This window comes from Lapidilactobacillus wuchangensis, assembly GCF_003946645.1.
Taxonomy (GTDB): Bacteria; Bacillota; Bacilli; order Lactobacillales; family Lactobacillaceae; genus Lapidilactobacillus; species Lapidilactobacillus wuchangensis.
Genome location: NZ_RHOU01000002.1, coordinates 284,640 through 308,059 on the forward strand (window position 1 = coordinate 284,640; position 23,420 = coordinate 308,059).

At 42.3% G+C, this 23,420-nt stretch carries 20 protein-coding genes; 19 read left to right on the forward strand and 1 reads right to left on the reverse strand.

Going from position 1 to position 23,420, the window contains the following annotated elements; all coding sequences use genetic code 11:
* The first annotated feature begins 111 nt into the window (after positions 1-111).
* From EKM82_RS03255 to EKM82_RS03305, 11 genes are all read left to right on the forward strand, one after another.
* Positions 112-2,724: a DNA translocase FtsK gene (locus tag EKM82_RS03255; RefSeq protein ID WP_225419645.1), complete on the forward strand. Its 2,613-nt coding sequence runs from the start codon at positions 112-114 to the stop codon at positions 2,722-2,724.
* Between the two features lie 36 nt (positions 2,725-2,760).
* Positions 2,761-4,050 carry a M16 family metallopeptidase gene (locus EKM82_RS03260; RefSeq protein ID WP_125766888.1) on the forward strand — a complete coding sequence of 430 codons (1,290 nt, stop codon included), beginning with the start codon at positions 2,761-2,763 and terminating at the stop codon, positions 4,048-4,050.
* Complete coding sequence (gene yfmH / locus EKM82_RS03265; RefSeq protein WP_125766889.1) at positions 4,047-5,291, forward strand: EF-P 5-aminopentanol modification-associated protein YfmH; 1,245 nt, start codon at positions 4,047-4,049, stop codon at positions 5,289-5,291. Before EKM82_RS03260 ends, yfmH begins: the two co-directional genes overlap by 4 nt.
* The gene (ymfI, locus tag EKM82_RS03270; RefSeq protein ID WP_125766890.1) at positions 5,288-6,034 is read left to right on the forward strand and encodes an elongation factor P 5-aminopentanone reductase; all 747 of its coding nucleotides are present in this window, start codon (positions 5,288-5,290) and stop codon (positions 6,032-6,034) included. Before yfmH ends, ymfI begins: the two co-directional genes overlap by 4 nt.
* 80 nt (positions 6,035-6,114) lie before the next feature.
* Positions 6,115-7,026 (forward strand): helix-turn-helix domain-containing protein, encoded by a 912-nt coding sequence (locus EKM82_RS03275; RefSeq protein WP_125766891.1) that lies wholly within the window; start codon positions 6,115-6,117, stop codon positions 7,024-7,026.
* Between the two features lie 21 nt (positions 7,027-7,047).
* Positions 7,048-7,632 (forward strand): CDP-diacylglycerol--glycerol-3-phosphate 3-phosphatidyltransferase, encoded by a 585-nt coding sequence (gene pgsA / locus EKM82_RS03280; protein WP_125766892.1) that lies wholly within the window; start codon positions 7,048-7,050, stop codon positions 7,630-7,632.
* A 113-nt stretch (positions 7,633-7,745) separates the two neighbouring features.
* Positions 7,746-8,990, forward strand: coding sequence for a competence/damage-inducible protein A (locus tag EKM82_RS03285; RefSeq protein ID WP_125766893.1), 1,245 nt, complete (start codon positions 7,746-7,748; stop codon positions 8,988-8,990).
* Positions 8,991-9,078: 88 nt separating this feature from the next.
* Positions 9,079-10,155, forward strand: coding sequence for a recombinase RecA (gene recA, locus EKM82_RS03290; RefSeq protein WP_125766894.1), 1,077 nt, complete (start codon positions 9,079-9,081; stop codon positions 10,153-10,155).
* A 321-nt stretch (positions 10,156-10,476) separates the two neighbouring features.
* Positions 10,477-12,045, forward strand: coding sequence for a ribonuclease Y (gene rny / locus EKM82_RS03295; protein ID WP_125766895.1), 1,569 nt, complete (start codon positions 10,477-10,479; stop codon positions 12,043-12,045).
* 101 nt (positions 12,046-12,146) lie between these two features.
* Complete coding sequence (locus EKM82_RS03300; protein WP_125766967.1) at positions 12,147-13,247, forward strand: glycosyltransferase family 4 protein; 1,101 nt, start codon at positions 12,147-12,149, stop codon at positions 13,245-13,247.
* A gap of 99 nt (positions 13,248-13,346) precedes the next feature.
* Positions 13,347-13,838, forward strand: coding sequence for an AAA family ATPase (locus EKM82_RS03305; RefSeq protein WP_125766896.1), 492 nt, complete (start codon positions 13,347-13,349; stop codon positions 13,836-13,838).
* Positions 13,839-13,926: 88 nt separating this feature from the next.
* On the opposite strand, the gene EKM82_RS03310 is transcribed toward EKM82_RS03305, so the two are convergent.
* Positions 13,927-14,565: a YigZ family protein gene (locus EKM82_RS03310; protein ID WP_318531083.1), complete on the reverse strand. Its 639-nt coding sequence runs from the start codon at positions 14,563-14,565 to the stop codon at positions 13,927-13,929.
* 51 nt (positions 14,566-14,616) lie between these two features.
* On the opposite strand from EKM82_RS03310, the gene EKM82_RS03315 reads away from it, so the two are divergent.
* The 8 genes from EKM82_RS03315 (at position 14,617) to EKM82_RS03350 (ending at position 23,402) form a co-directional block, all read left to right on the forward strand.
* Positions 14,617-15,993, forward strand: coding sequence for a DEAD/DEAH box helicase family protein (locus tag EKM82_RS03315; protein ID WP_125766898.1), 1,377 nt, complete (start codon positions 14,617-14,619; stop codon positions 15,991-15,993).
* A 161-nt stretch (positions 15,994-16,154) separates the two neighbouring features.
* The gene (locus EKM82_RS03320) at positions 16,155-16,685 is read left to right on the forward strand and encodes a ComF family protein (RefSeq protein WP_125766899.1); all 531 of its coding nucleotides are present in this window, start codon (positions 16,155-16,157) and stop codon (positions 16,683-16,685) included.
* Between the two features lie 105 nt (positions 16,686-16,790).
* Positions 16,791-17,357: a ribosome hibernation-promoting factor, HPF/YfiA family gene (hpf, locus tag EKM82_RS03325; protein ID WP_125766900.1), complete on the forward strand. Its 567-nt coding sequence runs from the start codon at positions 16,791-16,793 to the stop codon at positions 17,355-17,357.
* Between the two features lie 268 nt (positions 17,358-17,625).
* Positions 17,626-19,989, forward strand: a complete 2,364-nt coding sequence (gene secA / locus EKM82_RS03330) for a preprotein translocase subunit SecA (protein WP_125766901.1) — start codon at positions 17,626-17,628, stop codon at positions 19,987-19,989.
* A gap of 106 nt (positions 19,990-20,095) precedes the next feature.
* A protein-coding gene (gene prfB / locus EKM82_RS03335) for a peptide chain release factor 2 (RefSeq protein ID WP_164508074.1) occupies positions 20,096-21,212 on the forward strand; the annotation gives its coding sequence in 2 pieces (ribosomal slippage) (positions 20,096-20,167 and positions 20,169-21,212; 1,116 coding nt in all).
* A 19-nt stretch (positions 21,213-21,231) separates the two neighbouring features.
* Positions 21,232-21,945: a cell division ATP-binding protein FtsE gene (gene ftsE / locus EKM82_RS03340; RefSeq protein ID WP_125766903.1), complete on the forward strand. Its 714-nt coding sequence runs from the start codon at positions 21,232-21,234 to the stop codon at positions 21,943-21,945.
* Complete coding sequence (ftsX, locus tag EKM82_RS03345) at positions 21,908-22,795, forward strand: permease-like cell division protein FtsX (protein WP_125766904.1); 888 nt, start codon at positions 21,908-21,910, stop codon at positions 22,793-22,795. The genes ftsE and ftsX overlap by 38 nt, the downstream gene beginning before the upstream one ends.
* Before the next feature lie 406 nt (positions 22,796-23,201).
* Positions 23,202-23,402 carry a hypothetical protein gene (locus tag EKM82_RS03350; protein ID WP_164508075.1) on the forward strand — a complete coding sequence of 67 codons (201 nt, stop codon included), beginning with the start codon at positions 23,202-23,204 and terminating at the stop codon, positions 23,400-23,402.
* Positions 23,403-23,420 lie beyond the last annotated feature (18 nt).

A 23,420-nucleotide genomic window follows, 5' to 3' on the forward strand; every position in this document is an offset into this window, starting at 1 on the left:
TGGTCGGGTTTTTAGATTCATTATCGGATTATTTTTTGAAAACATAGCTCAGCCAGGTTGATGGATTGCTGGGTGAGTTAATCGAATTTTGAAGAAAGGCACGGAGGAATAATGGCTAAAACAAAACGTAAACGTCGTAAAACCAGTAAAAAGAAACGTCGCCAGCAAATCAAAGTTGGTTTCAATGTCACTGGCCTTATTTTTACTTTAATTGCTGTTCTAGCCATTTTTCGCTGGGGCTTTTTGGGTAACTTATTTGCGAATACCTTCCGTCTATTTGTTGGTGATACTTACTTAATCGCCGCAGTGGTCTTTGGCATGACGGGCTTGTATCTATTAGTGAGTGGTCATTTTCCTGATCGCATTCCTGCAAAACGTTTTACTGGGATGGTGCTGGTTTATTTTGGCAGTTTAGTGCTGGATTCGGAAATTCTTTTCAGTCACCAACAAGTTCATACCCAATTTTTTGATATTACATGGTCTTTATTGAAAGCTGATTTTCAGCGTGGCCGCGTGACGCAACCTGTTGGTGGTGGCTTACTGGGCGCGTTGGGTTACAGTGCGACTTACTTCTTAGTGAGCAACTGGGGAACAATTTTAATTGCTATTCTATTGATTTTGTCGGGATTATTGATGTTTGCCGGTGTACCTTTTCAAGATGTGGTGCGCTTTTTACAGAAAATCGGTCGCGGGCTGCAATTTGTTGGGAGTAAAATTAGACTGGCTTTTTCTGGTTTACGGGAACGATTATTTGCTGAACCCGACGAGGAAGCAGCTCGCCCTGATCAGACAACCACTAGCCCTGAGGTTGATGCGGACTTTGATATTCAAACAAGCCAATCCCAAGCGGAACGCAGTCACGATTCAGTAGCAGCAATGTTACGGCAGCAGGAAACACAATTAGGTGCCGATGCGCCAGTCGCGGCTGAGAAGTCAGCGCCAACATCAGCGACCAAGGCACCTAAAAAACCAGCCGCGGCTACTAATTTGAACTCAACTGATAAAGATTTACCAACGGCCCATGATGGCTTTGATGTCAACTTTACGCCAACGGGTGGTGTGGTGACACCAGAACAAATGGCGGCTTCCGTAGCGCCAGATGTTGAACCAACGTCAGCCAATCCTGCCAATGTGCCAGCGGCTGACCCAGCAACCACTAGTTTAGTGAGCACACCCACTGCAAATCAACCAACGGCACCAGCCACGGCAGTTTCAGCTGCAGCCAGTGCTGATCAACCTGATTATAGTAATTATCAGTTACCAACGACGGACTTATTAAGCGTGATTCCGCCAACAGACCAAAGTGGCGAATTGGAATTGATTCAGAAAAATCGTCATATTTTGGCCCAAACTTTCCAAAGCTTCGGTGTTGACGTCAAAATTATCCATGCTGATTTAGGACCGACGGTGACTAAATATGAGGTTAAGCCAGGTTTAGGCGTGAAGGTCAATAAAATTGTGAATTTAGCTGATGATTTAGCCCTCGCCTTAGCTGCCAAAGATATTCGGATTGAAGCCCCGATTCCTGGGAAACCTTACGTGGGGATTGAAGTCCCTAACCGGACGATTGCCACTGTTTCTTTCCGTGAAGTAATTGAAAAGCAGCCGCGACATCCCGGCAAGGTGCTTGAAGTGCCACTGGGTAAGTCGGTGACTGGCCAGATTATGACGGCTGATTTGACGAAAATGCCCCATTTATTGATCGCCGGTTCAACTGGTAGTGGTAAGTCAGTCATGATCAACGTGATTATTACCAGCATTTTAATGCATGCGCGGCCAGATGAAGTGAAATTAATGTTGATCGATCCGAAAATGGTTGAATTATCCGTCTATAATGATATTCCTCATTTGCTATTACCAGTAGTGACTGATCCGAAAAAGGCGGCCAATGCCTTAAATAAGGCCGTAACCGAAATGGAAGATCGTTATCAACGTTTTGAAGCGGCCGCAGTTCGTGATATTAAAGAATACAATAGTAAGGTTCGGGAAAATAATGCTGACAAGTCGAATCCGGTCATGCAAGAAATGCCTTTCTTAGTCATTGTGATCGATGAATTGGCTGATTTAATGATGGTTGCTGGTAATGAAGTTGAAACTTCAATCGTTCGTTTGGCACAAAAAGCCCGGGCAGCCGGAGTTCATTTGATTATTGCCACTCAGCGACCATCCGTTGATGTCATTACTGGCTTGATCAAAGCAAATATTCCTTCCCGAATTGCTTTTGCGGTTTCTAGCGGAATTGATTCGCGGACAATTCTTGATATGAACGGGGCTGAGAAGTTGCTTGGTCGTGGGGATATGATGTTTGCGCCACTAGGATTGTCTAAACCAGTTCGGGTTCAGGGCGCTTATATTTCCAGTCAAGATGTGGAACAAATTATTGATTTTGTCAAAGCACAACGGCCGGCTGAATATGATGAGGAATTAATGGCGCACGTTAATGATGTTAGCGAAGCCGACCCAGAAAATGAACATGATGAACATTTTAATGAAGCAGTTGCCTATGTCATTCAAGAGGATAAGGCCAGTACTTCAATGATCCAGCGGCGTTTTCGGATTGGCTATAATCGCGCCGCTTTGATCGTGGAAGATATGGAACGCTTAGGCGTGGTTGGCCCGTCTGAAGGCAGTAAAGGCCGGAAAGTAATTTGGACGGAGGCTAATTATCAGCAATTTACTGGTCAAACAGCTGAGCAACCTAATCCAGATCAATATTTATCTTAAATTCTTAATGTGTTAGCAAGGTCAGAGGAGTCAGTGGTGGATAAATCAACAACGAATGGGGTTGGCATTTTAATCCAGCCAACAACGAAATTTCAAACAAATTTAATTGAGTGTCATTTTTTAGCAAAAATTGATCAGGCTAACTTTACTGAGCTGGAACTGCTAAGCCGAATTTTAGCGTCAGGCTGTCAACAATTTCCTCAAAGTGAACAGCTAGCAGCTAAATTGGCCGATTTATATGGTGCCAATTTGCAAATTACTCATCGCGCCCTGGGTGGCTATCATGATTTAATGGTTCGCTTGGCGTTTGTTGAGCCGCAAGTGCCAGCTGATTATCAGCACAGTAATTTGCAGGCAGTTTTAGCGTTGCTGCAGCAGTTGGTTTTTGCGTCATTAATGCCAGTGGCTGCTGGTGAGCGGTCCTTTCAGATTGAGCGCCAGGCTTTAGCCAGTGAATTACGTGACTTACAAGAAGATTTTGATTATCAGGCTTTTGTCCAAACGAAGCAAACTTATTTCGCCCAAGCCCAATTAGGTCAAAATTATCGCACACCGGCAACTGGGAGTTTAGCTGAATTAACGGCCATTAGCTATGAACGTTTGCAAGCACTGTATCAAGAAATCCTGCAACACTGGCAGGTAGCCATTACGGTGTTAACAAACGATCAGCAAAACTGGCCTTGGCCAACTTTGCTGCAGCAAGCGTTACCGTTTACCGCGCGGCCGGTTCAAGTTCAAAATGATTTGGCTTTGATGACTAAAGTGGCTGATCAAACCACGCAACGCCAAACTATTCCCGGCCAACAAAGCCGCTTGACTTTGGCTTATCAGGTGACAGATGTGCGTCAACCAGCTGAGATTCAACGTTTTAGTTTATTAGCGCGCGTTTTAGGTGGCAGTGAACAGTCGTTATTATTCCAAATGGTTCGCGAACAATTAGGCTTGGTTTATGATATTAGTGCTAGTTATGATGCCTTAAACAATTGGTTGTTGATTGAAGCCGGCTTGGATCAACAAAACATTGATTTGGCCTTAACGACTATTGATCAGGCCTGGCAACAAATTAAACATGGCCAAACCCCAGCAGACTTGATTCAATTAACCCAGCAAGACATGATTAGCCAGCGCCGCTTGGTTGTTGATTCGCCACAACGCTTATTGAATCGGACTTTAATTCAAGCATTGCAACCAGCGACCCAACGTTCAGCGACCAACTATGCCCAGGCATTTGCTGAAGTTGATCCCGCATTCCTTGGTCAAATTGCGCAACAAGCACAACTTAGAGTCACGACAATTTTACAAGGGCAGGGGGCGACGGCAGAATGAGTCAATTCAAGCTTGATAATGGTTTAACGGTTAATTTAATTGATAAGCCTGGCTTTTTGAGTCAATTTGCAGTGGTGATGGTCGATTTCGGTGGTCTTGATCGCAACTTACCGACTAAAAGCGGCTCGTTAGTTTTGCCAGCGGGTACGGCTCATTTTTTGGAACATCAATTATTTAACAAAGCTGATGGCGATATTAGTCAGCAATTCGCCGAACAGCAGGCGCAGACGAATGCTTTTACCACCGCTTCGAAAACGGCCTACTATTTCTCTGGTTCTGAACATCTTTTGACGAATTTGGACCTGTTAGCACGTCTGGTTGGCGAACCTTACTTTCAATTAACTAGTGTTCAGAATGAGCGCCAAATTATTAGTCAAGAAATTAAGATGTATCAGGACCAACCAGATTGGCAGTTAGACATGCAATTGTTAGGCAAGCTATATCCTGATCAACCAATTGCTGAAGATATTGCTGGCGATTTGCCTAGTTTGCAGGTCATCACACCAGCAGTTTTATTCGCGGCCCATCAATATTTCTATCAACCTCAGCGAATGCAATTGACAATTGTGGCCGATCTTAAGCAAACGGCAGTGAAGTCATATTTGCAAGCTTCAGCGTTATGGCAACAATTGGGGCGCACTGATCAAGTGGCGCCGACTGATTGGCCGTTAACGACAACAAAGCAGATTATTCCTGCAATACCGGCGTTACCAACGGCTAATACGAAGACCGGTTTAGGCTTGCGTGGTCAAAATGAACCGGACTTAAATGCAGCTATCTGTTTACAATTGGATTTGGAACTAGCCTTGACCACTTTGTTTGGTGAAATGTCCCTGCCCGTTCGCCAGTGGCGAGATGCTGGCCTGATCGATGATAACTTCCAGTTTAATACCACTGTCGAGCGACAATATAACTACGTGTTATTTACCGCCAATTCACCGCGGCCACAAGAGCTGTTAGCTAATTTGCAACAGATCTTACAGGCTGATGTCGTGCTCGATCAAACCTTATTTGAAAGAGTAAAACGCGAAATGGTGGGTAATATTCTGTTTAGTGACGATGCTTTAGGTGGCCTTGGTTTAGAGTCAGCTGAACTAGGCTTCTACGGTTGGCAAACTGCTGAGATTAAGCAGTATTTAACCACGCGGCAAGTAGCAGATGTCCAGCAGCGTTTTCGTAAGTTTTTACAAAATAGTTCCTTAGCAACTGTGCAATTAGTGGGCGGTGATTTAGAAAAATGATACAATCAAATGGCAGTCAACGTGCGTTTGTGTTTGGGGCTTCTGGTGATATTGGTCAGGCAATTTGTCAACAATTGGCCGCAACCGGCTGGTCCTTAGTATTACATGGATTTCATCATGCAGAAATCCTGGAAACTGCTTGTCAGCAATTAAGTCAGGCTTATCCCCAACAAGATTTTCAGTATTTTACGGCTGATTTAATGGCTGCTGATTTTCTGAAACCGGGATTATTGAATCAATTTGGTGATTACCAAGCCCTGATTTTTGCCCAGGGGACCACTGATTATCAATTGTTCTCAACCACAACGACAGTACAGCAGCAACAATTGTTTCAACTGCATCTATTCTCACCCATGGCCTTGATTCGTGCCGCTGAGTCGCATTTATTAGCGCAAGATCATGGTCGAATCGTTTTCATCGGTTCGATTTATGGGGCGGTTGGTAGTGCCATGGAAGTGCTATATAGCGCGGTGAAGGGTGCACAATCTAGTTTTGCCAATGCATATGCCCGCGAGGTTGCTGGTAGTGGTTTGACGGTTAATGTGGTGGCACCAGGCGCAGTGGCGACGCAAATGAATGCTGATTTTTCAGAAAACGAGTTGGCTGATTTGAAAGCTGAAATTCCCTTGGGGCGGCTAGCCCAACCTCAGGAAATTGCGACTTGGGTCAAACACCTTTTAGCAACGGATGCTGACTATTTAACCGGTCAAACTCTTTACATAGACGGTGGTTGGTTAAAGTAAAATATAAGGTAATCTTAATAGGTCCTCTTCGGAGAGTATGATATAATAATTACGATAATAGCTGGTGGTGAACATAACTGATGGATGAAGTAGGAAAAAAGTTACGTAGTGCGCGAATCGAAAAAGGTTATACCCTTGATGATTTGCAGCAAATTACAAAGATTCAAAAACGTTATTTAGTCGCAATCGAGGAAGGTAATTTTGACCAACTCCCCGGTGACTTTTATGTGCGTGCGTTTATTAAACAATACGCAGAAACAGTTGGTTTAGACAGTCACGAACTGTTAGACGAATACAGTGATAAGATTCCTGAGCCACAACCAAAAGAATATGCTGAAAACTCGATTGAAAACAAGACGCGAGCTTTACATGATGAATCAACTTCTTTTGGTAGTTGGTTACGCAACAATACTGGTAAAATCATTATTGGTATTGTAGTGATCATTGTGATTGCTAGTCTGTATTTCTTCGCGGTTCGGGCAGCAAATTCACGAAAGACTCAAATCCCTGATCAAAGTTCAGAAATTGTTTCTTCAAGCAAGAAATCAAAGACATCCAGCAAGAAATCTTCTGAATCAAGTAAAAAGAGTGAGTCTAGTCAATCATCCTCGAAGTCTTCAAGTTCATCTAAGAAGGAAGAACTTAAAGTTGAACAGGATAGCAGCTCAACCAACGCCTTTACTGTCACGAACTTACCAAGTGGTGAGAATACGTTAGTCGTTGGCGCTAATTCAGGTTCAGCTTGGATTCAGGTTCAGGTTAATAATGGTAGTGGTACGAGTTGGCAAGGTGTTTTACAAGCTGGCGGCACCCACAGCATTACGTTACCAGCTGATACGACTGTTTTCACCGTTCAAAGTGGGAACACACCTAATACAACGGTTAAATTGAATGATAAATCTGTTGCTCTTTCAACGGCAACTGGCGCTTCAGTTGTTCAGACGTTTACCTTTAATGTACAGAGCGCAAGTTCAACCAGTGATTCTGAATAAATTAAAGGCGGGTCTAATTAAATGAATTTACCAAATAAACTAACGGTTTTTCGGATTATTTTAATTCCAATTTTCATGTTGCTATTGGCAATTACTTGGCCTTGGGGACAATTAACTGTCGGTGGCGCCGTGATTCCAATTCAACAATTGATTGCAGCAATCGTCTTCATCGTGGCCTCATTAACCGATATGCTCGATGGTAAAATTGCTCGCAAAAATCATTTAGTGACTAATTTCGGGAAATTTGCTGATCCTTTGGCCGACAAAATGCTGGTCATGACCGCATTTATTTTCTTAGTTGCTTTAGGTAAGGCACCTGCCTGGGTCGTGGCCATTATTGTGTGTCGTGAGTTAGCAGTGACTGGCTTAAGATTATTGATTGTGGAACAAAATGGTCAAGTGATGGCAGCAGCAATGCCTGGTAAAATCAAAACAACAACCCAAATGTTGTCGATTATTTTCTTATTGTTGAATGACATCTTCTTTGCGGCGATTCACTTCCCAATTGGCTTGGTCTTGTTATACATCTGCTTATTCTTTACAATTTACTCAGGTGCAGATTACTTTATTCAGAATCGCCAAGTCTTTAAAGATACCAATGATTAATTTAATAGTTTATCGAAGAATGAGGCCGAAGCACTTTCAATGCAACGGCTCGTTCTTTTTTTGTTAAGTTTTTAAAATTATTTATCAAAAATAACGTATTTGGAGGTAGTGGCATGAAAGCAGAAATAATTGCGGTTGGTACGGAAATATTGTTAGGTGAAATTGTCAACACCAATGCTCAGTTAGCAGCCCAAGCACTGGCTCAAGTTGGAATTGTCAGTCAGTATCAAACCGTGGTCGGTGATAATCCGACGCGATTAACTGATGCAATTGCAATTGCGGAAGGTCGCAGTGATCTGTTAATTTTAATTGGTGGGTTAGGACCAACGCCAGATGATTTAACTAAGCAAACTTTAGCTGAACATTTAGCGGTGAAATTAGTCGAGGATCAGGACGCCTTGGCGAAACTTCAGCAGTGGCAACAACAAATGGATCGTAAAATGCCAGCTAATAATTTGGCCCAGGCCCTTTATTTGGCTGGTGGTCAACCTCTAAAAAATCGGGTGGGCTTAGCAGTTGGTTGTTACTATAAAACCGCTGATCATAGTTACTTTATTTTACCAGGGCCACCACGAGAATTTGGTCCCATGCTGGCCGAAGCAGTTACCCCGTTATTGCCAGAAATCGCGGGTTCACCACAAAAAATCGTCTCAAAAATGGCGCGCTTTTATGGCCTCGGTGAATCCTTCTTGGCCACGCAATTGGCTGATATCATTACTCAACAACAGAATCCAACGATTGCCACTTATTTGAAAGGCTTCGAGATTGGGGTGCGGGTCACCGCTCAGGCAGCTTCGACTGAGCTTGCCGAAGCCGCGATTGAACCAGTGATGCAACAAATTGTTGCCCGGTTGGCTCCTTATTTTGTCGGTTACGGCGAAGACCGGCGTTTACCAGACGAGGTCGTGACTTTGCTTAAGCAGGCTAAGTTGACGGTTACGGCGGCTGAAAGTTTGACTGCTGGCTTGTTTCAAGCAGACTTAGCAAGTGTTGCTGGCGCTTCCACAGTTTTTGCTGGTGGCTTTGTGACCTATGCAAATGACATTAAGGCAAAAGTATTGGGTATTCCTGCTAATGTGATCAGCGAACACGGTGTGGTTAGTCGAGAAGTTGCGCAAGAAATGGCTGAACGTTCGCGTCAGTTAATTGGCAGTGATTTTGGACTCGGCTTTACTGGGGTAGCTGGTCCTGATCAATTAGAAGGGCAAGCAGTTGGGACAACTTATATTGCCTTGGCGCGTCCCCAACAATTTACGATTGTCCAGGAGTATCATTTTGCCGGAGCTCGCAATGAAATTCGCCAACGTGCTGCTTTAGCCGGCTTTAAATTACTGTATGATGAACTAAATAAAAATTAGAACATTTGTTCGCTTTTGACTTGCATTTTAGTAAGTCAGTCGGTAAAATTAAAGTTGTGCTAAGCGTCAAAGCTTAGAAGGAGGACTTATGGTTAAAGATGAACGTCAAACCGCATTGGAAAATGCGTTAAAGAAAATTGAAAAGAATTATGGTAAGGGTGCCGTTATGCGGATGGGTGACAAAGTTGATACCCAGATCTCTACCATCTCAACAGGTTCCCTGGCCTTAGACCATGCGCTAGGTGTTGGCGGTTATCCCCGTGGCCGAATTATTGAAGTCTACGGGCCAGAAAGTTCTGGTAAAACCACCGTTGCCTTACATGCAGTTGCCGAAGTACAGCGACTGGGTGGCACGGCAGCCTACATTGATGCTGAAAATGCGATGGACCCTGCTTATGCGACAGCATTAGGTGTCAATATCGATGATTTACTATTGTCACAACCAGATACTGGTGAACAAGGCTTAGCAATTGCTGATGCCTTAGTAACCAGTGGTGCGATCGACTTGTTAGTTGTCGACTCAGTAGCTGCCTTGGTACCACGTGCAGAAATTGAAGGCGAAATGGGTGATTCCCATGTTGGCCTGCAAGCACGTTTAATGTCTCAAGCTTTGCGGAAACTTTCTGGGACAATTAATAAAACGAAAACTGTGGCTATTTTTATTAATCAGATTCGTGAAAAAGTTGGGATCATGTTTGGTAATCCCGAGACAACTCCTGGTGGTCGGGCCCTGAAGTTCTATGCCACAATCCGTTTGGAAGTGCGTCGTTCTGAACAGATCAAGAATGGGACGGACATTATTGGTAACCGAACGAAAATTAAAGTTGTCAAAAATAAGGTGGCACCGCCATTTAAAGTTGCTGAAGTTGATATTATGTACGGCAAGGGGATTTCTCGTAATGGGGAATTACTTGATATGGCAGCAGATAAAGATATTATCAATAAAGCTGGTTCTTGGTATTCTTATCATGATGAACGAATTGGTCAAGGTCGGGAAAATGCTAAGGAATATTTGGCTAGTCATCCCGAAATGGAAGCCGATGTTCGTAAACAAGTTCGTCATGCCTTTGATATGGATGGCGATAGTGTTGAATCTGAGGATGAACCAACAACTAAAACTAAAGGTAAGAAGTCTGAAGAAACAACGTTACCAATTGATAAATAATTGAACGCTATAACGCCGTTACAATTTATCTTTTAAAATCAAATCGTTGAATTTCGGCGATAAAAGCTGGTTGGTCCGTTATGGACTGACCAGCTTTTTTGTTAAATCTTGCGAAACAGTCGGAACTAATGACATGACTTTTTAATTATTTATCAACTTAAAAAAGTTTTTTTAGCGTCGTTGCAAGGCTGTGACCCGCGAAGTTTCATTGACACACACCGCGGGAAACGCTAGAATAAAAGACGTGTAATCAATCTAAAAAAATTTAACATCTTTGAAATTTACTAAATGTATTTTTTTGATGATGCGGAGGTGGAAAGTATGGTACCAAACTTACCAATGATCCTCGCAATCGCATTCATCATGTTAGGCCTTGGAGTTGTCGTCGGATATTTTATTCGCAAAGGCACTTATGAAGAACAACTTGCTGAAGCAAAAGATACTGCTGAGGATATTATTGCAAGAGCCAAAAAAGAAGCAGCAACAGCTAAGAAAGAAGCTTTATTGGAAGCCCGTGATGAAAGTCATCGTTATCGTGGCGAAATTGAAGCAGAATTAAAAGAACGGCGTAATGAAGTGCAGCGTTCCGAGAATCGCTTAGTTCAGCGTGAGGAAACTTTGGATCGTAAAGATACAGCTTTGGACAAAAAAGAAGCTAATCTGGAAGAACACGAAAACCGTTTGGCAGCTAAACAGACTAATGTGGAGGCTCAACAAGCCAAAGCAGCGCAATTAGTTGACCAACAAGCAGCTGAATTAGAACGAGTTGCTGGTTTATCTAAAGAGGCCGCTCGTAAAGAAATTACGGACCAATTGAAAGACGACTTAACCCACGAACGTGCAGTGATGATCCGTGAAAGCGAGTCTGATGCTAAGCGTGAGGCCGATAAGAAGGCTAAGAATTTAGTTGTCGACGCCATTCAACGTAGTGCCGCTGACCTCGTAACAGAAAACACCGTTACAGTGGTTAACTTGCCTAACGATGAAATGAAGGGTCGAATTATTGGTCGTGAAGGTCGTAATATCCGGACTTTAGAGACTTTAACTGGTATTGATTTAATTATTGATGATACACCGGAAACAGTCGTTTTAAGTGGCTTTGATCCAATTCGGCGTGAGATTGCGCGAATTGCTTTGGAGAAACTGATTCAAGACGGGCGGATTCATCCAGCTCGCATTGAAGAGATGGTTGAAAAGGCTCGTAAGGAAATGGATGAACGCATTCGTGATCTTGGCGAACAAGCTATTTTTGAGTTGGGCTTGCATTCAATGCATCCTGATTTAATTAAGATTGTTGGTCGATTACATTTCCGGACAAGTTATGGTCAGAATGTTCTGAATCATTCGATTGAAGTAGCAAAATTAGCTGGCGTATTAGCTTCTGAACTTGATGAAGACGTGAATTTAGCGAAACGCGCAGGATTATTACACGATATAGGTAAAGCAATTGATCATGAAGTTGAAGGTTCCCATGTGGAAATTGGTGTTGAATTAACAACGAAGTATCATGAGTCACCAGTTGTGATTAACACGATTGCCTCACATCACGGCGATGTTGAGCCAACCTCACCAATTGCCGTGATTGTGGCTGCAGCTGATGCCATTTCAGCAGCTCGCCCTGGGGCACGTTCAGAATCATTAGAGAATTATATTCATCGGTTAGAGAAGTTGGAATCAATTACGGATGCTTTTGATGGCGTTGATCATAGTTTTGCGATCCAAGCAGGTCGTGAAGTTAGAGTTATCGTTAAGCCAGCAGAAATTTCTGATGATCAAGCAGTTATTTTAGCTCGTAATATCAAAAACAAAATTGAAACTGAACTGGAGTATCCTGGACATATTAAAGTGACTGTTATCCGGGAAACACGAACGGTTGAATACGCAAAATAGCCGCTACACGGCTATTTTTGTTATACATAGTCTTAATAAAAAACATTTGTCCGCAATTAGGCGGTAAAATGACAGTTTTGACTGAGAAAGCGAGTTTATTTATGTTTAGCATTATTGTCAAATTGTTCTTAACGATGATTATCGCCGCATTAATTACCCCATTTGTTCGAAAGCTAGCCTTCGTTTTAGGCGCTGTTGATAATCCTAATGCGCGGCGTGTTAATAAGAAACCGATGCCGACAATGGGTGGTTTAGCAATTTTTATTGCTTTTAATTTCTCAGTCTTTATTTTATTGCGAAATCAGTTTCCCAGTCATGAACTTTTTGGGATCACTTTAGGCGAATGTATCATTATTCTAACTGGGATGATCGATGACATTCGTGAGTTATCACCAAAAATGAAAATGCTCGGCATTATTATTGCCGGCTTGGTGATTTATTTCTTAGCCGGAATTCGTATGAATATTGTTTCAATTCCCGGGTTAGGCACGTTCCAACTTGGTTGGTTAAGCTTGCCGATTACCCTTTTCTGGATTATGGCGATTACCAACGCAGTTAACTTAATTGATGGTCTTGATGGGTTAGCTACCGGGGTTTCGATTATCGCACTGTTCACGATGGGCGTGATGGCCTACTTCTTCTTGGCAGTCGCCAATACTTATGTCGCAATTTTAATTTTTACCTTAGTGGCGGCGTTGATCGGTTTCTTGCCACATAATTTCCATCCCGCTAAAATATTCCTTGGCGATACAGGGGCATTGTTTATTGGCTTTATGATTTCGGTATTATCACTTAAAGGTTTAAAAAATGTGACCTTTATTTCATTGATCATTCCCGTTATCATTCTGGGTGTGCCGATTACCGATACTGTTTATGCAATGTTACGGCGAATTTTAAACAAGCGGCCAATATCTGAAGCTGATAAACATCATTTGCATCATCGCTTGATGCAGTTAGGCTTGTCGCATCGCCAAACTGTGCTAGTGATTTATGGCTTGGCTTTGATCTTCGCGTTTATTGCCTTAATCTATCCATTATCCACTTTAATTGGCGGCATTCTACTAACTGTTGGTGTTTTGTTCGGCTTAGAATTGTTTGTCGAGTCAATCGGCCTAGTTGGCGAGGACCGTCAGCCATTATTACATTTGATTCAACGAATTGTGCATAAGATGGAGCGCCATCCAGGCGACCATGAAGAATAATTTTGTTCATTGAGCAATTTAAAAGAGTTAGTCAGTCGTTAATTGACGACGATGACTAGCTCTTTTTTTAATAAAATTCATCATTGAGGTGGCAATTACATGTCAAAATTGATTTTAATCCGTGGCAATTCTGCTAGTGGCAAAACAACGCTGGCCAATCAATTACAAGAACATTTTGGCACGGCACAATGTCTGTTATTACATCAAGATGTCCTTCGCCGTGAATTACTCCATGCAAATGATCATGTGGGTTCACCGGCGATTGAGTTAATTGCTGATTTGTTGGCATTTGGTGCTCGTCACTATCCAATCGTTATTTTAGAGGGTATTTTACGTCGTGATGTTTATGGCGCCATGTTGACTCAAGCCAGTCAATATTTTGATGCAACGAGTTTGACTTATTATTTGGACATTCCGTTTGAACTAACTTGGCAACGTAATTTGTTGAAAACAAGCCCTTTTACTATGGACCAGTTAAAATCGTGGTGGTTGCTAAATGACCAATTAACCGAGAATGATCGTCTTTTGACGGCATTAACCACGGCTAATAATCTAACAACGATTTTAAGTGATTGGCAACAAAATAATTAAAAATGACGTTTTCAATAATACGTGCAAAGATCTAGCACATTGAATCAGTTTTGCGAGGATTGTTGCTCAAAATTGAAAAAGTAAGCCACTAATCAGTTAGCGGTACTTCATGGAATGCTTGCCCAATTTCTTTAATTTGGACCCGGCCACTAAGGAGGTTTTTGAGATTGGCTAATTGTTCCGTAGCTGTGTCCGAATCTAACCAAATACTAATGGTGATTTGCACGGCGTATTCTGGCTGCTCACTGCTGATCTTTTGTGCCTGCAAATAATGAGTTAAGATGTCAAATTGATCATAGTCAATAATGAGTTGGTAATTAACTTGGGGAATAGCGACGACTCGACCAGCCGCATTGACAGCCGCCGTGGTCGCTTGTCCGTAAGCCCTAATCAAACCACCAGCACCTAACTTGATGCCGCCAAAATAACGGGTCACAATACACAGCACGTTGCTCAGATTTTCTTGCTGCAGAACGTTTAGAATTGGTGCGCCCGCTGTACCTGAAGGCTCACCATCGTCGCTACTACGCTGAGTTTCATTGTGCAAACCAAGTTGATAAGCAAAGCAATTATGGTTGGCCTTGTGATTGGCCTGGCGGGTCGCTGCTAAGAAGTTCTGAACTTCTTCTTCTGTGGTTACCCGAAAAATCTGGCCAATGAATTGGGATTTTTTAATGATTAACTCGGCTTGATTATTAGTGGCAATTGTTCGATAACTTTCGATGATTCACACGTCCTTTGCGTATTTAATAATAACTGACCATTGAAGGATAAGGCGGTGGTGACAATTTTACCCACGATAGCGCAATGTCAAGATTGGTGGCAACTATTATTGGGTCGGCAATTATTGCAGCAAGAGTTGCCAGAAGATTTACAAGAATTTCTTCAAGAACCAACTTGGCACAGCTGGTGGCCAGAATTAGTAGTGACCAACGGTATTGAACAAAATAATTCGGGTGAATGGTTTTGTCAGCGATGTTTGATGCCGGTTGCGCCTAGTCAGCAGTTGGCGACCGGTGCATTATACTGTACTGCTTGTTTGGCTTTAGGTCGTGTCAGCCAGCATGATCAATTAGTTAGCTTGCCAGTTGATCAAGCAATGGCCAGTGCGAATCCACTAACTTGGTCCGGTAAATTAACAGCGCAACAAGCGCAAGTCGCTAATGCCATTTTAACACAGTACTGCGATAACACTGTTTCAGCTCAGTTGCTGTGGGCCGTAACCGGTGCTGGTAAAACCGAAATGATTTTTCCGATTATTGCCGCTGCCTTGCAAGGTGGTCAGCGTGTTGGTTTGGCAGCACCGCGGTTAGATGTTTGTAATGAATTATATCCGCGTTTGCAACAGGCCTTTGGCAAAACAAGTTTGATTTTATTACATGGGCAGCAACATCAGCCATACTATCAAGCCCAATTAGTTGTTGCCACTACGCATCAATTGATTCGATTTAAGCAGGCGTTTGATTTGTTAATTATTGATGAGGTCGATTCATTTCCTTTTGCTGGCAATCCAATGCTGGCAAATGCGGTGAATAAAGCGCTGAAGGTTGGTGGTCGGCGCCTTTATTTAAGCGCCACACCGCCAGCAAGCTTGCAACGTCAAAGTCAACAGGGAAAGTTGCCGTTGCATTATTTGCCACGTCGTTTTCATGGCCGTAATTTGCCAGTACCGCAGATTTTGATTACCGCCAGTTTTAAGAAAAAGGGTTTTTCAAATCGAGTCCAGCAATTATTCCGATATTTGTTAGCTGAGAAGCGGCGTTGGTTAGTTTTTGTGCCCCAAGCAGCGCAATTACCGCGTTATCAAAGTGCCTGGCAGTTAGCTTTTCCTCAAATAGCTGTGGCGACAGTTCATGCTAAAGATCCTCAACGATTGGCCAAAGTTGCGGCTTTTCGTGCCAATCATGGTACGGTGTTATTTACGACGACGATTCTGGAACGTGGGGTTACTTTTAACAATATTGATGTGGTCATTCTCACGGCGGACCATCAGCAATTTACTGCTAGTAATCTGGTACAAATTGCTGGCCGAGCCGATCGGGCAAGTGGTGGCCCAATCGGACAAGTTTATTTTTGCTGCAATTTTTATACGCGGGCGATTCAACAAGCTTGTCAGCAAATCAAACATTTAAATCATGTGTCCGGTGGCTTATGATGACAATTTGTTTATTATGTCAACAGCCAATTGTGGCGCAATATTCGTTATGTGCCTTATTTTTTAAACGTCAATTTTATCAAGATCGATTATGTTCTAGTTGTCAAAAAAACTTTCAGACCATTGACCAATTAAGCTGTTGTTCGATCTGTGGCCGGTCCTTGAAACAAAGTGAAGTTTGTCGTGACTGTATCCGCCGGCAGCAACAATCGGGAGAACTGCTTAGAAATCAAGCCTTATTTCGTTACAATGTCGGGATGCACGACTACTTTCAGCAGTATAAAGGCCGCGGTGATTATCAATTGCGACAGGTCTTCGCTGGTAGTTTGCGTCAAGCCACGCAACCAGTTAAGCAGTCGGTTTTATTTGTGCCGATTCCAACTAGTTCGAGCCATTTTGCCCAGCGCCAATTTGATCCGGTATTAGGGTTGTATGGTGAGGTGCTGCCAATAACACCCTTATTGGCGTGTCATGATCATGACACGCATCAAGCCCAGTTAACACGCCAACAGCGGTTGCGGACGCCGCAATATTTTTACTGTCAGCAGGCGGCGACCGAAAAAAATGAACTTAAACAAATCTTATTACTTGATGATATTTATACGACGGGAACCACGTTATATCACGGCTTATCAGCACTTCGCCAAGCTGGCTATCGTGGCAAAATCACCAGTTTGACCTTAGCTCGTTAAATTTTTCGTGGGTTTATATTTGTTAATTAGTAAGCGCTTAGATATAATGAAGGTGAGCCATAAGTAAATTGGCTACTGATAGCAACTTGAAAGGAGCGAACGACTATGTTATCGTTCAATGTTCGTGGAGAAAATATCGAAGTTACCGAGGCAATCCGCAGTTATGTCGAAAAGCGGTTGAGTAAACTTGATAAGTATTTTGAAGAGACTTCAAACTCAATTGCCCATGTTAACTTGAAAGTTTATTCCGACAAGAGTGCTAAAGTTGAAGTAACGATTCCTTTACCTTACTTAGTTTTACGTGCCGAAGAGACTTCACCTGACATGTATGCCAGTGTTGACTTAGTAACTGATAAGCTTGAGCGTCAGATTCGTAAATATAAGACTAAGATCAATCGTAAGAGTCGTGAGAAGGGCATTAAAGACTTCGAATTGACTGGACCTGCTAATGGTGCCATTGATGCACCTGAAAAGGCACCTAAGAAAGACGAAATGAAAGTTGTTCGGACAAAACGTTTGGCTTTGAAGCCAATGGATTCTGAAGAAGCTGTCTTACAAATGGATATGCTGGGCCATAACTTCTTTATTTTCGAAGATGCTGAGACCAATGGCACAAGTATTGTTTATCGCCGTCGCGATGGCCGTTATGGCTTAATTGAAACTGACGAATAATTTAATTATTTCCGTACAACGTCACCTCGGTGCAGAGCGCACTCGTAATTGGTGACGTTTTTTTTATGGGAATTTGGTATAATAGGAACAAGTGCTAATTGCAGTTCAGTGCTTCGTGAAACTAATAAATAAGCTTTTTGTTTATTTGCTGACAAATTAGGCTTAATTTTAAGCTATCCATTCACAGTCTGTATATTTAATGATAAAATAGATTGAATACTGTCAAATGACAAATTGAATTTAATTGACAGGAGAGGAATTTTGATTTATGGCAAACATTTTAAAAACCTGGATTGAAAGCGACAAACGCGAAGTTAACCGGATGGGTAAAATCGCCGATCAAGTTGAAAGCTATGCTGACAAATTCGCTGAACTTTCAGACGAGGAATTACAAGCTAAAACAGCAAAATTTAAAGATGAATTGGCTAATGGCAAAACATTAGACCAAATCTTACCAGAAGCTTTTGCCACCGTGCGTGAAGGCGCACGTCGGGTATTAGGCCTCTATCCTTTTAGAGTGCAAATCATTGGGGCCATTACCTTGCATGAGGGTAACATTGCCGAAATGAAAACTGGTGAAGGTAAAACTTTAACAGCAACTATGCCAGTGTATTTGAATGCTTTAACTGGCGAAGGTGTTCACGTGGTCACGGTCAACGAATATTTATCTGGTCGTGACGCCGAAGAAATGGGCGAACTATACAAGTGGCTTGGCTTAACTGTCGGCTTGAACTTGAACAGTATGGATACTGACCAAAAACGGGCAGCTTATAATTGCGACATTACTTATTCAACTAATAGTGAATTAGGTTTCGACTATTTGCGGGATAACATGGTTGTTTATAAGGAACAGATGGTCCAACGGCCATTGAACTACGCTATCGTCGATGAAGTTGACTCAATTTTAATTGATGAGGCCCGGACACCATTAATTATTTCTGGACAAGCTAAGCGTTCAACAGCAATGTATGTGCGGACTGATCGCTTTGCGAAGACTTTAAAAGAAGACGAAGATTACAAGATTGATTGGCAGACAAAATCAATTTCATTAACAGAACAAGGTATCAAAAAAGGCGAAGCTTATTTTGGTACGAAGAACTTGTACGATATTGATAATACTGTTTTAAATCACCATTTGGATCAAGCTTTACGGGCGAACTTTGTGATGCTGCGTGATGTTGATTACGTGGTTCAAGACAGCAAAGTCATGATCGTTGACCAATTTACTGGTCGGGTAATGGATGGTCGTCGTTATTCTGACGGTTTACACCAAGCAATTGAAGCTAAGGAAAACGTCAAAATCGAAGACGAGTCACAAACCATGGCGAACATTACTTACCAGAACTACTTCCGGATGTATAACAAATTGGCCGGGATGACTGGTACTGCTAAGACCGAAGAGGAAGAATTCCGCGAAATCTACAACATGGATGTTATTGCAATTCCAACCAACCGGCCAGTAATTCGGGTAGATCATGCCGATTTACTCTACCCAAGTTTGGATAGTAAATTCCGGGCGGTTGTGGCCGATATTAAGGAACGTCACGCCAAGGGTCAACCAATGTTAATTGGGACCGTTGCCGTTGAGTCTTCTGAATTATTGTCACATTTACTTGATCAAGAAGGTATTGCTCATGCCGTCTTGAATGCCAAGAATCACCAAAAAGAAGCTGAAATCATTATGAATGCCGGCCAACGTGGCGCCGTTACCATTGCGACTAACATGGCCGGTCGTGGGACTGATATTAAATTAGGACCTGGCGTGGTTGAAGTTGGTGGTCTCTGTGTGATTGGGACTGAACGTCATGAGTCACGACGGATCGATAATCAGTTACGGGGCCGTTCTGGTCGTCAAGGTGATCCTGGTGAAACTCAATTCTACCTGTCATTGCAAGATGATTTGATGAAGCGGTTTGGTTCCGAACGAATCAAGGCGTTCTTGGATCGCTTAAATGTCGCTGAGGATGATCAAGTGATTCAATCACGGATGATCACTCGTCAAGTTGAATCAGCTCAAAAACGGGTTGAAGGTAATAACTACGATACGCGTAAGAATACGTTGCAATATGATGATGTTATGCGTCAACAACGTGAAGTAATCTATGCCCAACGTATGGAAGTTATCTCAGCAACTGATAGCTTAGAATATGTACTCATGCCAATGATGAAGCGGACTGTTGCTCATCAAGTTGACGTGCATACTCAGGGTGCGCAAAGCGAATGGAATTTACAAGCTTTGTATGATTATGCGATTGCTTCATTGATCAGCGAAGATAAGTTAAAACTTGAGGATTTGCAGAATAAGACTGCCGATGAATTGAAAGCTTACTTTGATGATTTGATTGAAAAGAATTATCAAGATAAGAAGACTAAATTGGTTGATCCAAGTCAAATGCTTGAATTCGAAAAAGTTGTTATTTTACGGGTTGTTGATGATCATTGGACTCAACAAATCGATGAAATGGATCAGTTACGGCAGTCAATTGGCTTACGTGGCTATGGTCAAATGAATCCATTGGTTGAATATCAAGAAGAAGGTTATCGGATGTTTGAAGAAATGATTTCCGATATTGATTACGATGCCACCCGGCTCTTCATGAAGGCTGAGATTCGTCAAAATATCCGTCGTTAAAATTTGGATAGGTAATATTAGGGGGTGCTCAACCAAATGAATTCGTTTGGCAGCACCTTTTTTACCGAATTGATTAGTGCACAAGTTAATTGAAAGGATGATTTACATGGAAATGGCGGAAATGCGTCATTCATTAAGTACGGCCCAAGCTAAAATAAAGCAATTTAGGGGGTCACTTTGACTTAGATCGTTTAAATGAGGCAATTGCCCTCAATGAACACGAAATGAGTCAGCCTGATTTCTGGCAAAATAACGAACACGCCCAAAAAGTCATCGATGAAAATAATTCCTTAAAGGAAAAGTATGATAATTTTAATCATTTAGTTACATTGGCGAACAATATTTCTGTTAGTCTAGAACTATTGCAGGAAGAACCTGATTCTGATTTGCAAACCGAAGTAACTAGTGACTTGACTAATTTGCAAGCCGAGCTACATCAGTACGAATTGAATTTATTGCTGGCTGAACCTTATGACAGCAACAATGCCATTCTGGAAATTCATCCAGGTGCAGGTGGTACAGAATCCCAGGATTGGGGTGCCATGCTGTTGCGGATGTACCAACGCTGGGCTGCTAATCATCAATTTAAAGTTGAAGTAGCAGACTATCAACCTGGCGATGAAGCTGGTATTAAAAGTGTGACGCTTTTGATTGAAGGTCATAATGCGTATGGTTTATTACGTTCAGAAAATGGGGTTCATCGGTTAGTGCGAATTTCCCCATTTGATGCAGCTGGGCGGCGGCATACCTCGTTTGCCTCGGTAGAAATCATGCCGGAATTAAACCATGAAATTGATATTGACATCAATCCTGATGATTTGCGAGTAGATGTTTTTCGTTCTAGTGGGGCTGGTGGTCAGCACATTAATAAGACGTCATCAGCAGTACGAATTACTCACTTGCCAACCGGGATCGTTGTCAGTTCTCAGGCCCAACGGTCGCAATTACAAAACCGCGAGACGGCCATGGCGATGTTAGAGGCCAAACTTTATCAACGTCAACAAGAAGAGCAGCGGGAACGCGACGCTGCCATCAAAGGCGAACAACTGGAAATTGGTTGGGGTTCACAGATCAGATCATATGTTTTTCATCCTTACACAATGGTCAAAGATCACCGCACGAATTATGAGACTGGTAACGGTCAAGCAGTCCTTGACGGTGACCTTGATGAATTTATGTATCGATATTTGCAATGGCAATTACAACAGAAAAATCCGGATTAAAGTCTATTGAGGTGACAAAATGTTAAAGCTTTTAAATGTTGAGAAACAATATCCAAACGGTGTCTCGGCTTTAAAAAATATTACATTAACAGTTGAACAGGGCGAGTTTGTCTATTTAGTTGGGCAAAGTGGTGCTGGTAAATCAACGTTAATTAAGTTATTGTATCGGGAATTAATTCCGACCAAGGGTTTCATCCAAATCAATGATTTTGATTTGCGGCAAATGAAAGAGCGTCAAGTTCCCCAGTTACGGCGGACTTTAGGCGTTGTCTTCCAGGACTTCAAATTATTACCAAAGATGACTGTCGCTGAAAATATCGGTTATGCGTTACAAGTTATTGGCAAAAGTGACACCGAAATTGAAACGGCTGTTGAACAAGTTCTTGAAGAAGTCGGGTTGGCTGAACAAGCGACTCATTTCCCTGATGAATTATCAGGTGGTCAGCAACAACGAGTAGCGATTGCGCGGGCAATTGTTAACCGGCCTAAAGTTTTAATTGCCGATGAACCGACTGGTAATTTGGACCCCCAGACAACACAAGGCATTATGGAAATATTACAACGAATTAACGATAGTGGAACGACCATTATTATGGCAACTCATAATCAACAAATAGTTGATGAATTACCACATCGGGTCATCGAAATTGCTGATGGCCAGATCGTTCGGGACGAACAAGGAGGACAATACACACATGAAGTGGATAACGATAAAAAGACATCTGCGCGATAGTCTCCGCAGCTTAAAACGGAATGGCTGGATGGCTTTTGCGGCAATTAGTGGTGTAGCTGTCACAATTTTACTAGTCGGTATTTCATTAGCCTTAGTCTTTAATGTAACCAAGCTATCTCGCGACGTTGAAAATGATGTTCGAGTACAAGTTTTAGTTGAACCCAAGACAACTTCGAAACAAAAGGATACTTTAAAAAGTGAGTTGAAGGAGATTGCTGGCGTTAAAACGGTCAGTTATTCTTCTAAGGCGAACGAACTGAAAAAAGTTGTTAGTCAATATGGGAATTCCTTCAAAATGTTTGGTGGCGATGATAATCCGTTGAACGATGTCTTCACCCTTAAAGCTAAAGATCCTCAAGCAACTGTTAAAATTGCTAAAAAAGCAGCGAAAATCAAGCATGTTGCCAAAGCTAGCTATGGTGGCGATCAAGCCCGTAAGCTTTTCCGGACGATGGACAGTGTGCGGAATTGGGGCGTGGCTTTCTCAGTCTTACTGTTGATTGTGGCGATTTTCTTAATTGCTAACACAATTCGGATTACCATCTTATCACGGCGTAATGAAATCGAAATTATGCGCTTAGTTGGGGCCACTCGTTGGTATATCCGTTGGCCATTTATTTTGGAAGGCGCTTGGACTGGTTTGCTAGGTGCAATCGTACCGTTGATCATCATTGATTTCGGTTATGCCAGCGTTTATCATGCAGTCGGTCGCCAATTAGCTACTTCTGGCTATAGTTTAATGACTACTAGCCAATTGGTTTGGCCATTAAACTTAACCTTGATTTTAATTGCGATGTTGATTGGGGCTTTCGGTGCCGCAATTTCAATGCGTCGTTTCTTGAAGGTTTAATGAACTAAGTAATAACGCTTAAAATTAATTACGAGTTAAAATAAAGAGTCTGTTGCAACTATTTAAAGTTGTGGCGGGCTTTTTGTTTTGCGAACGTACTTGCAGCCGGAATAACTCGAGATTTTCTAGAGATGGGTAAGTCGCTCCTCAATTAGAGGACGGCAGGGGCCTAGCTATTTATCGGTCTAAAAAAATAGATTGCTGGGAACTAATAATTTGGTTGACAAGTTTTCGAGAATTGACTGAATCAACATGTTACAGAACTGGAAATCGCTTATCAATTAGACTATTTTGTTTTTAATATTCAGACTTAGTATTAACATCAGTTTAGCAGAGTTGAGTAACTCCACAATAACTGCCTTAACCGCTAGCAACAGTGAAATGCACCACCTCAACTTCAGACGAAATGGAGGGCGTGGTTGTCAGCCGCCAAATTCTTCTTAGCGATTTATCGCTTAGAAGAAGGCTCGTATTTGAAACAATTGCGGTTTTCAATTGGTTCAAATCGACGCCGGCAGCGTTCCACAACCAGCAAGGCCGGAATGGAGTCAGACGCTATTCCGTTTATAAACTTCACTGTCATTTTTTTGCCTTCGAATATTATTGAAGCAAGCCGAATGATTTA

What these genes read in the sequence shown, in the direction of transcription:
- EKM82_RS03255 (WP_225419645.1), top strand. Translation starts at nt 112, where the DNA reads ATGGCTAAAACAAAACGTAAACGTCGTAAAACCAGTAAAAAGAAACGT.
- yfmH (WP_125766889.1), top strand. Translation starts at nt 4,047, where the DNA reads ATGAGTCAATTCAAGCTTGATAATGGTTTAACGGTTAATTTAATTGAT.
- ymfI (WP_125766890.1), top strand. Translation starts at nt 5,288, where the DNA reads ATGATACAATCAAATGGCAGTCAACGTGCGTTTGTGTTTGGGGCTTCT.
- EKM82_RS03275 (WP_125766891.1), top strand. Translation starts at nt 6,115, where the DNA reads ATGGATGAAGTAGGAAAAAAGTTACGTAGTGCGCGAATCGAAAAAGGT.
- pgsA (WP_125766892.1), top strand. Translation starts at nt 7,048, where the DNA reads ATGAATTTACCAAATAAACTAACGGTTTTTCGGATTATTTTAATTCCA.
- EKM82_RS03285 (WP_125766893.1), top strand. Translation starts at nt 7,746, where the DNA reads ATGAAAGCAGAAATAATTGCGGTTGGTACGGAAATATTGTTAGGTGAA.
- recA (WP_125766894.1), top strand. Translation starts at nt 9,079, where the DNA reads ATGGTTAAAGATGAACGTCAAACCGCATTGGAAAATGCGTTAAAGAAA.
- rny (WP_125766895.1), top strand. Translation starts at nt 10,477, where the DNA reads ATGGTACCAAACTTACCAATGATCCTCGCAATCGCATTCATCATGTTA.
- EKM82_RS03300 (WP_125766967.1), top strand. Translation starts at nt 12,147, where the DNA reads ATGTTTAGCATTATTGTCAAATTGTTCTTAACGATGATTATCGCCGCA.
- EKM82_RS03305 (WP_125766896.1), top strand. Translation starts at nt 13,347, where the DNA reads ATGTCAAAATTGATTTTAATCCGTGGCAATTCTGCTAGTGGCAAAACA.
- hpf (WP_125766900.1), top strand. Translation starts at nt 16,791, where the DNA reads ATGTTATCGTTCAATGTTCGTGGAGAAAATATCGAAGTTACCGAGGCA.
- secA (WP_125766901.1), top strand. Translation starts at nt 17,626, where the DNA reads ATGGCAAACATTTTAAAAACCTGGATTGAAAGCGACAAACGCGAAGTT.
- ftsE (WP_125766903.1), top strand. Translation starts at nt 21,232, where the DNA reads ATGTTAAAGCTTTTAAATGTTGAGAAACAATATCCAAACGGTGTCTCG.
- ftsX (WP_125766904.1), top strand. Translation starts at nt 21,908, where the DNA reads ATGAAGTGGATAACGATAAAAAGACATCTGCGCGATAGTCTCCGCAGC.
- EKM82_RS03350 (WP_164508075.1), top strand. Translation starts at nt 23,202, where the DNA reads ATGGAGGGCGTGGTTGTCAGCCGCCAAATTCTTCTTAGCGATTTATCG.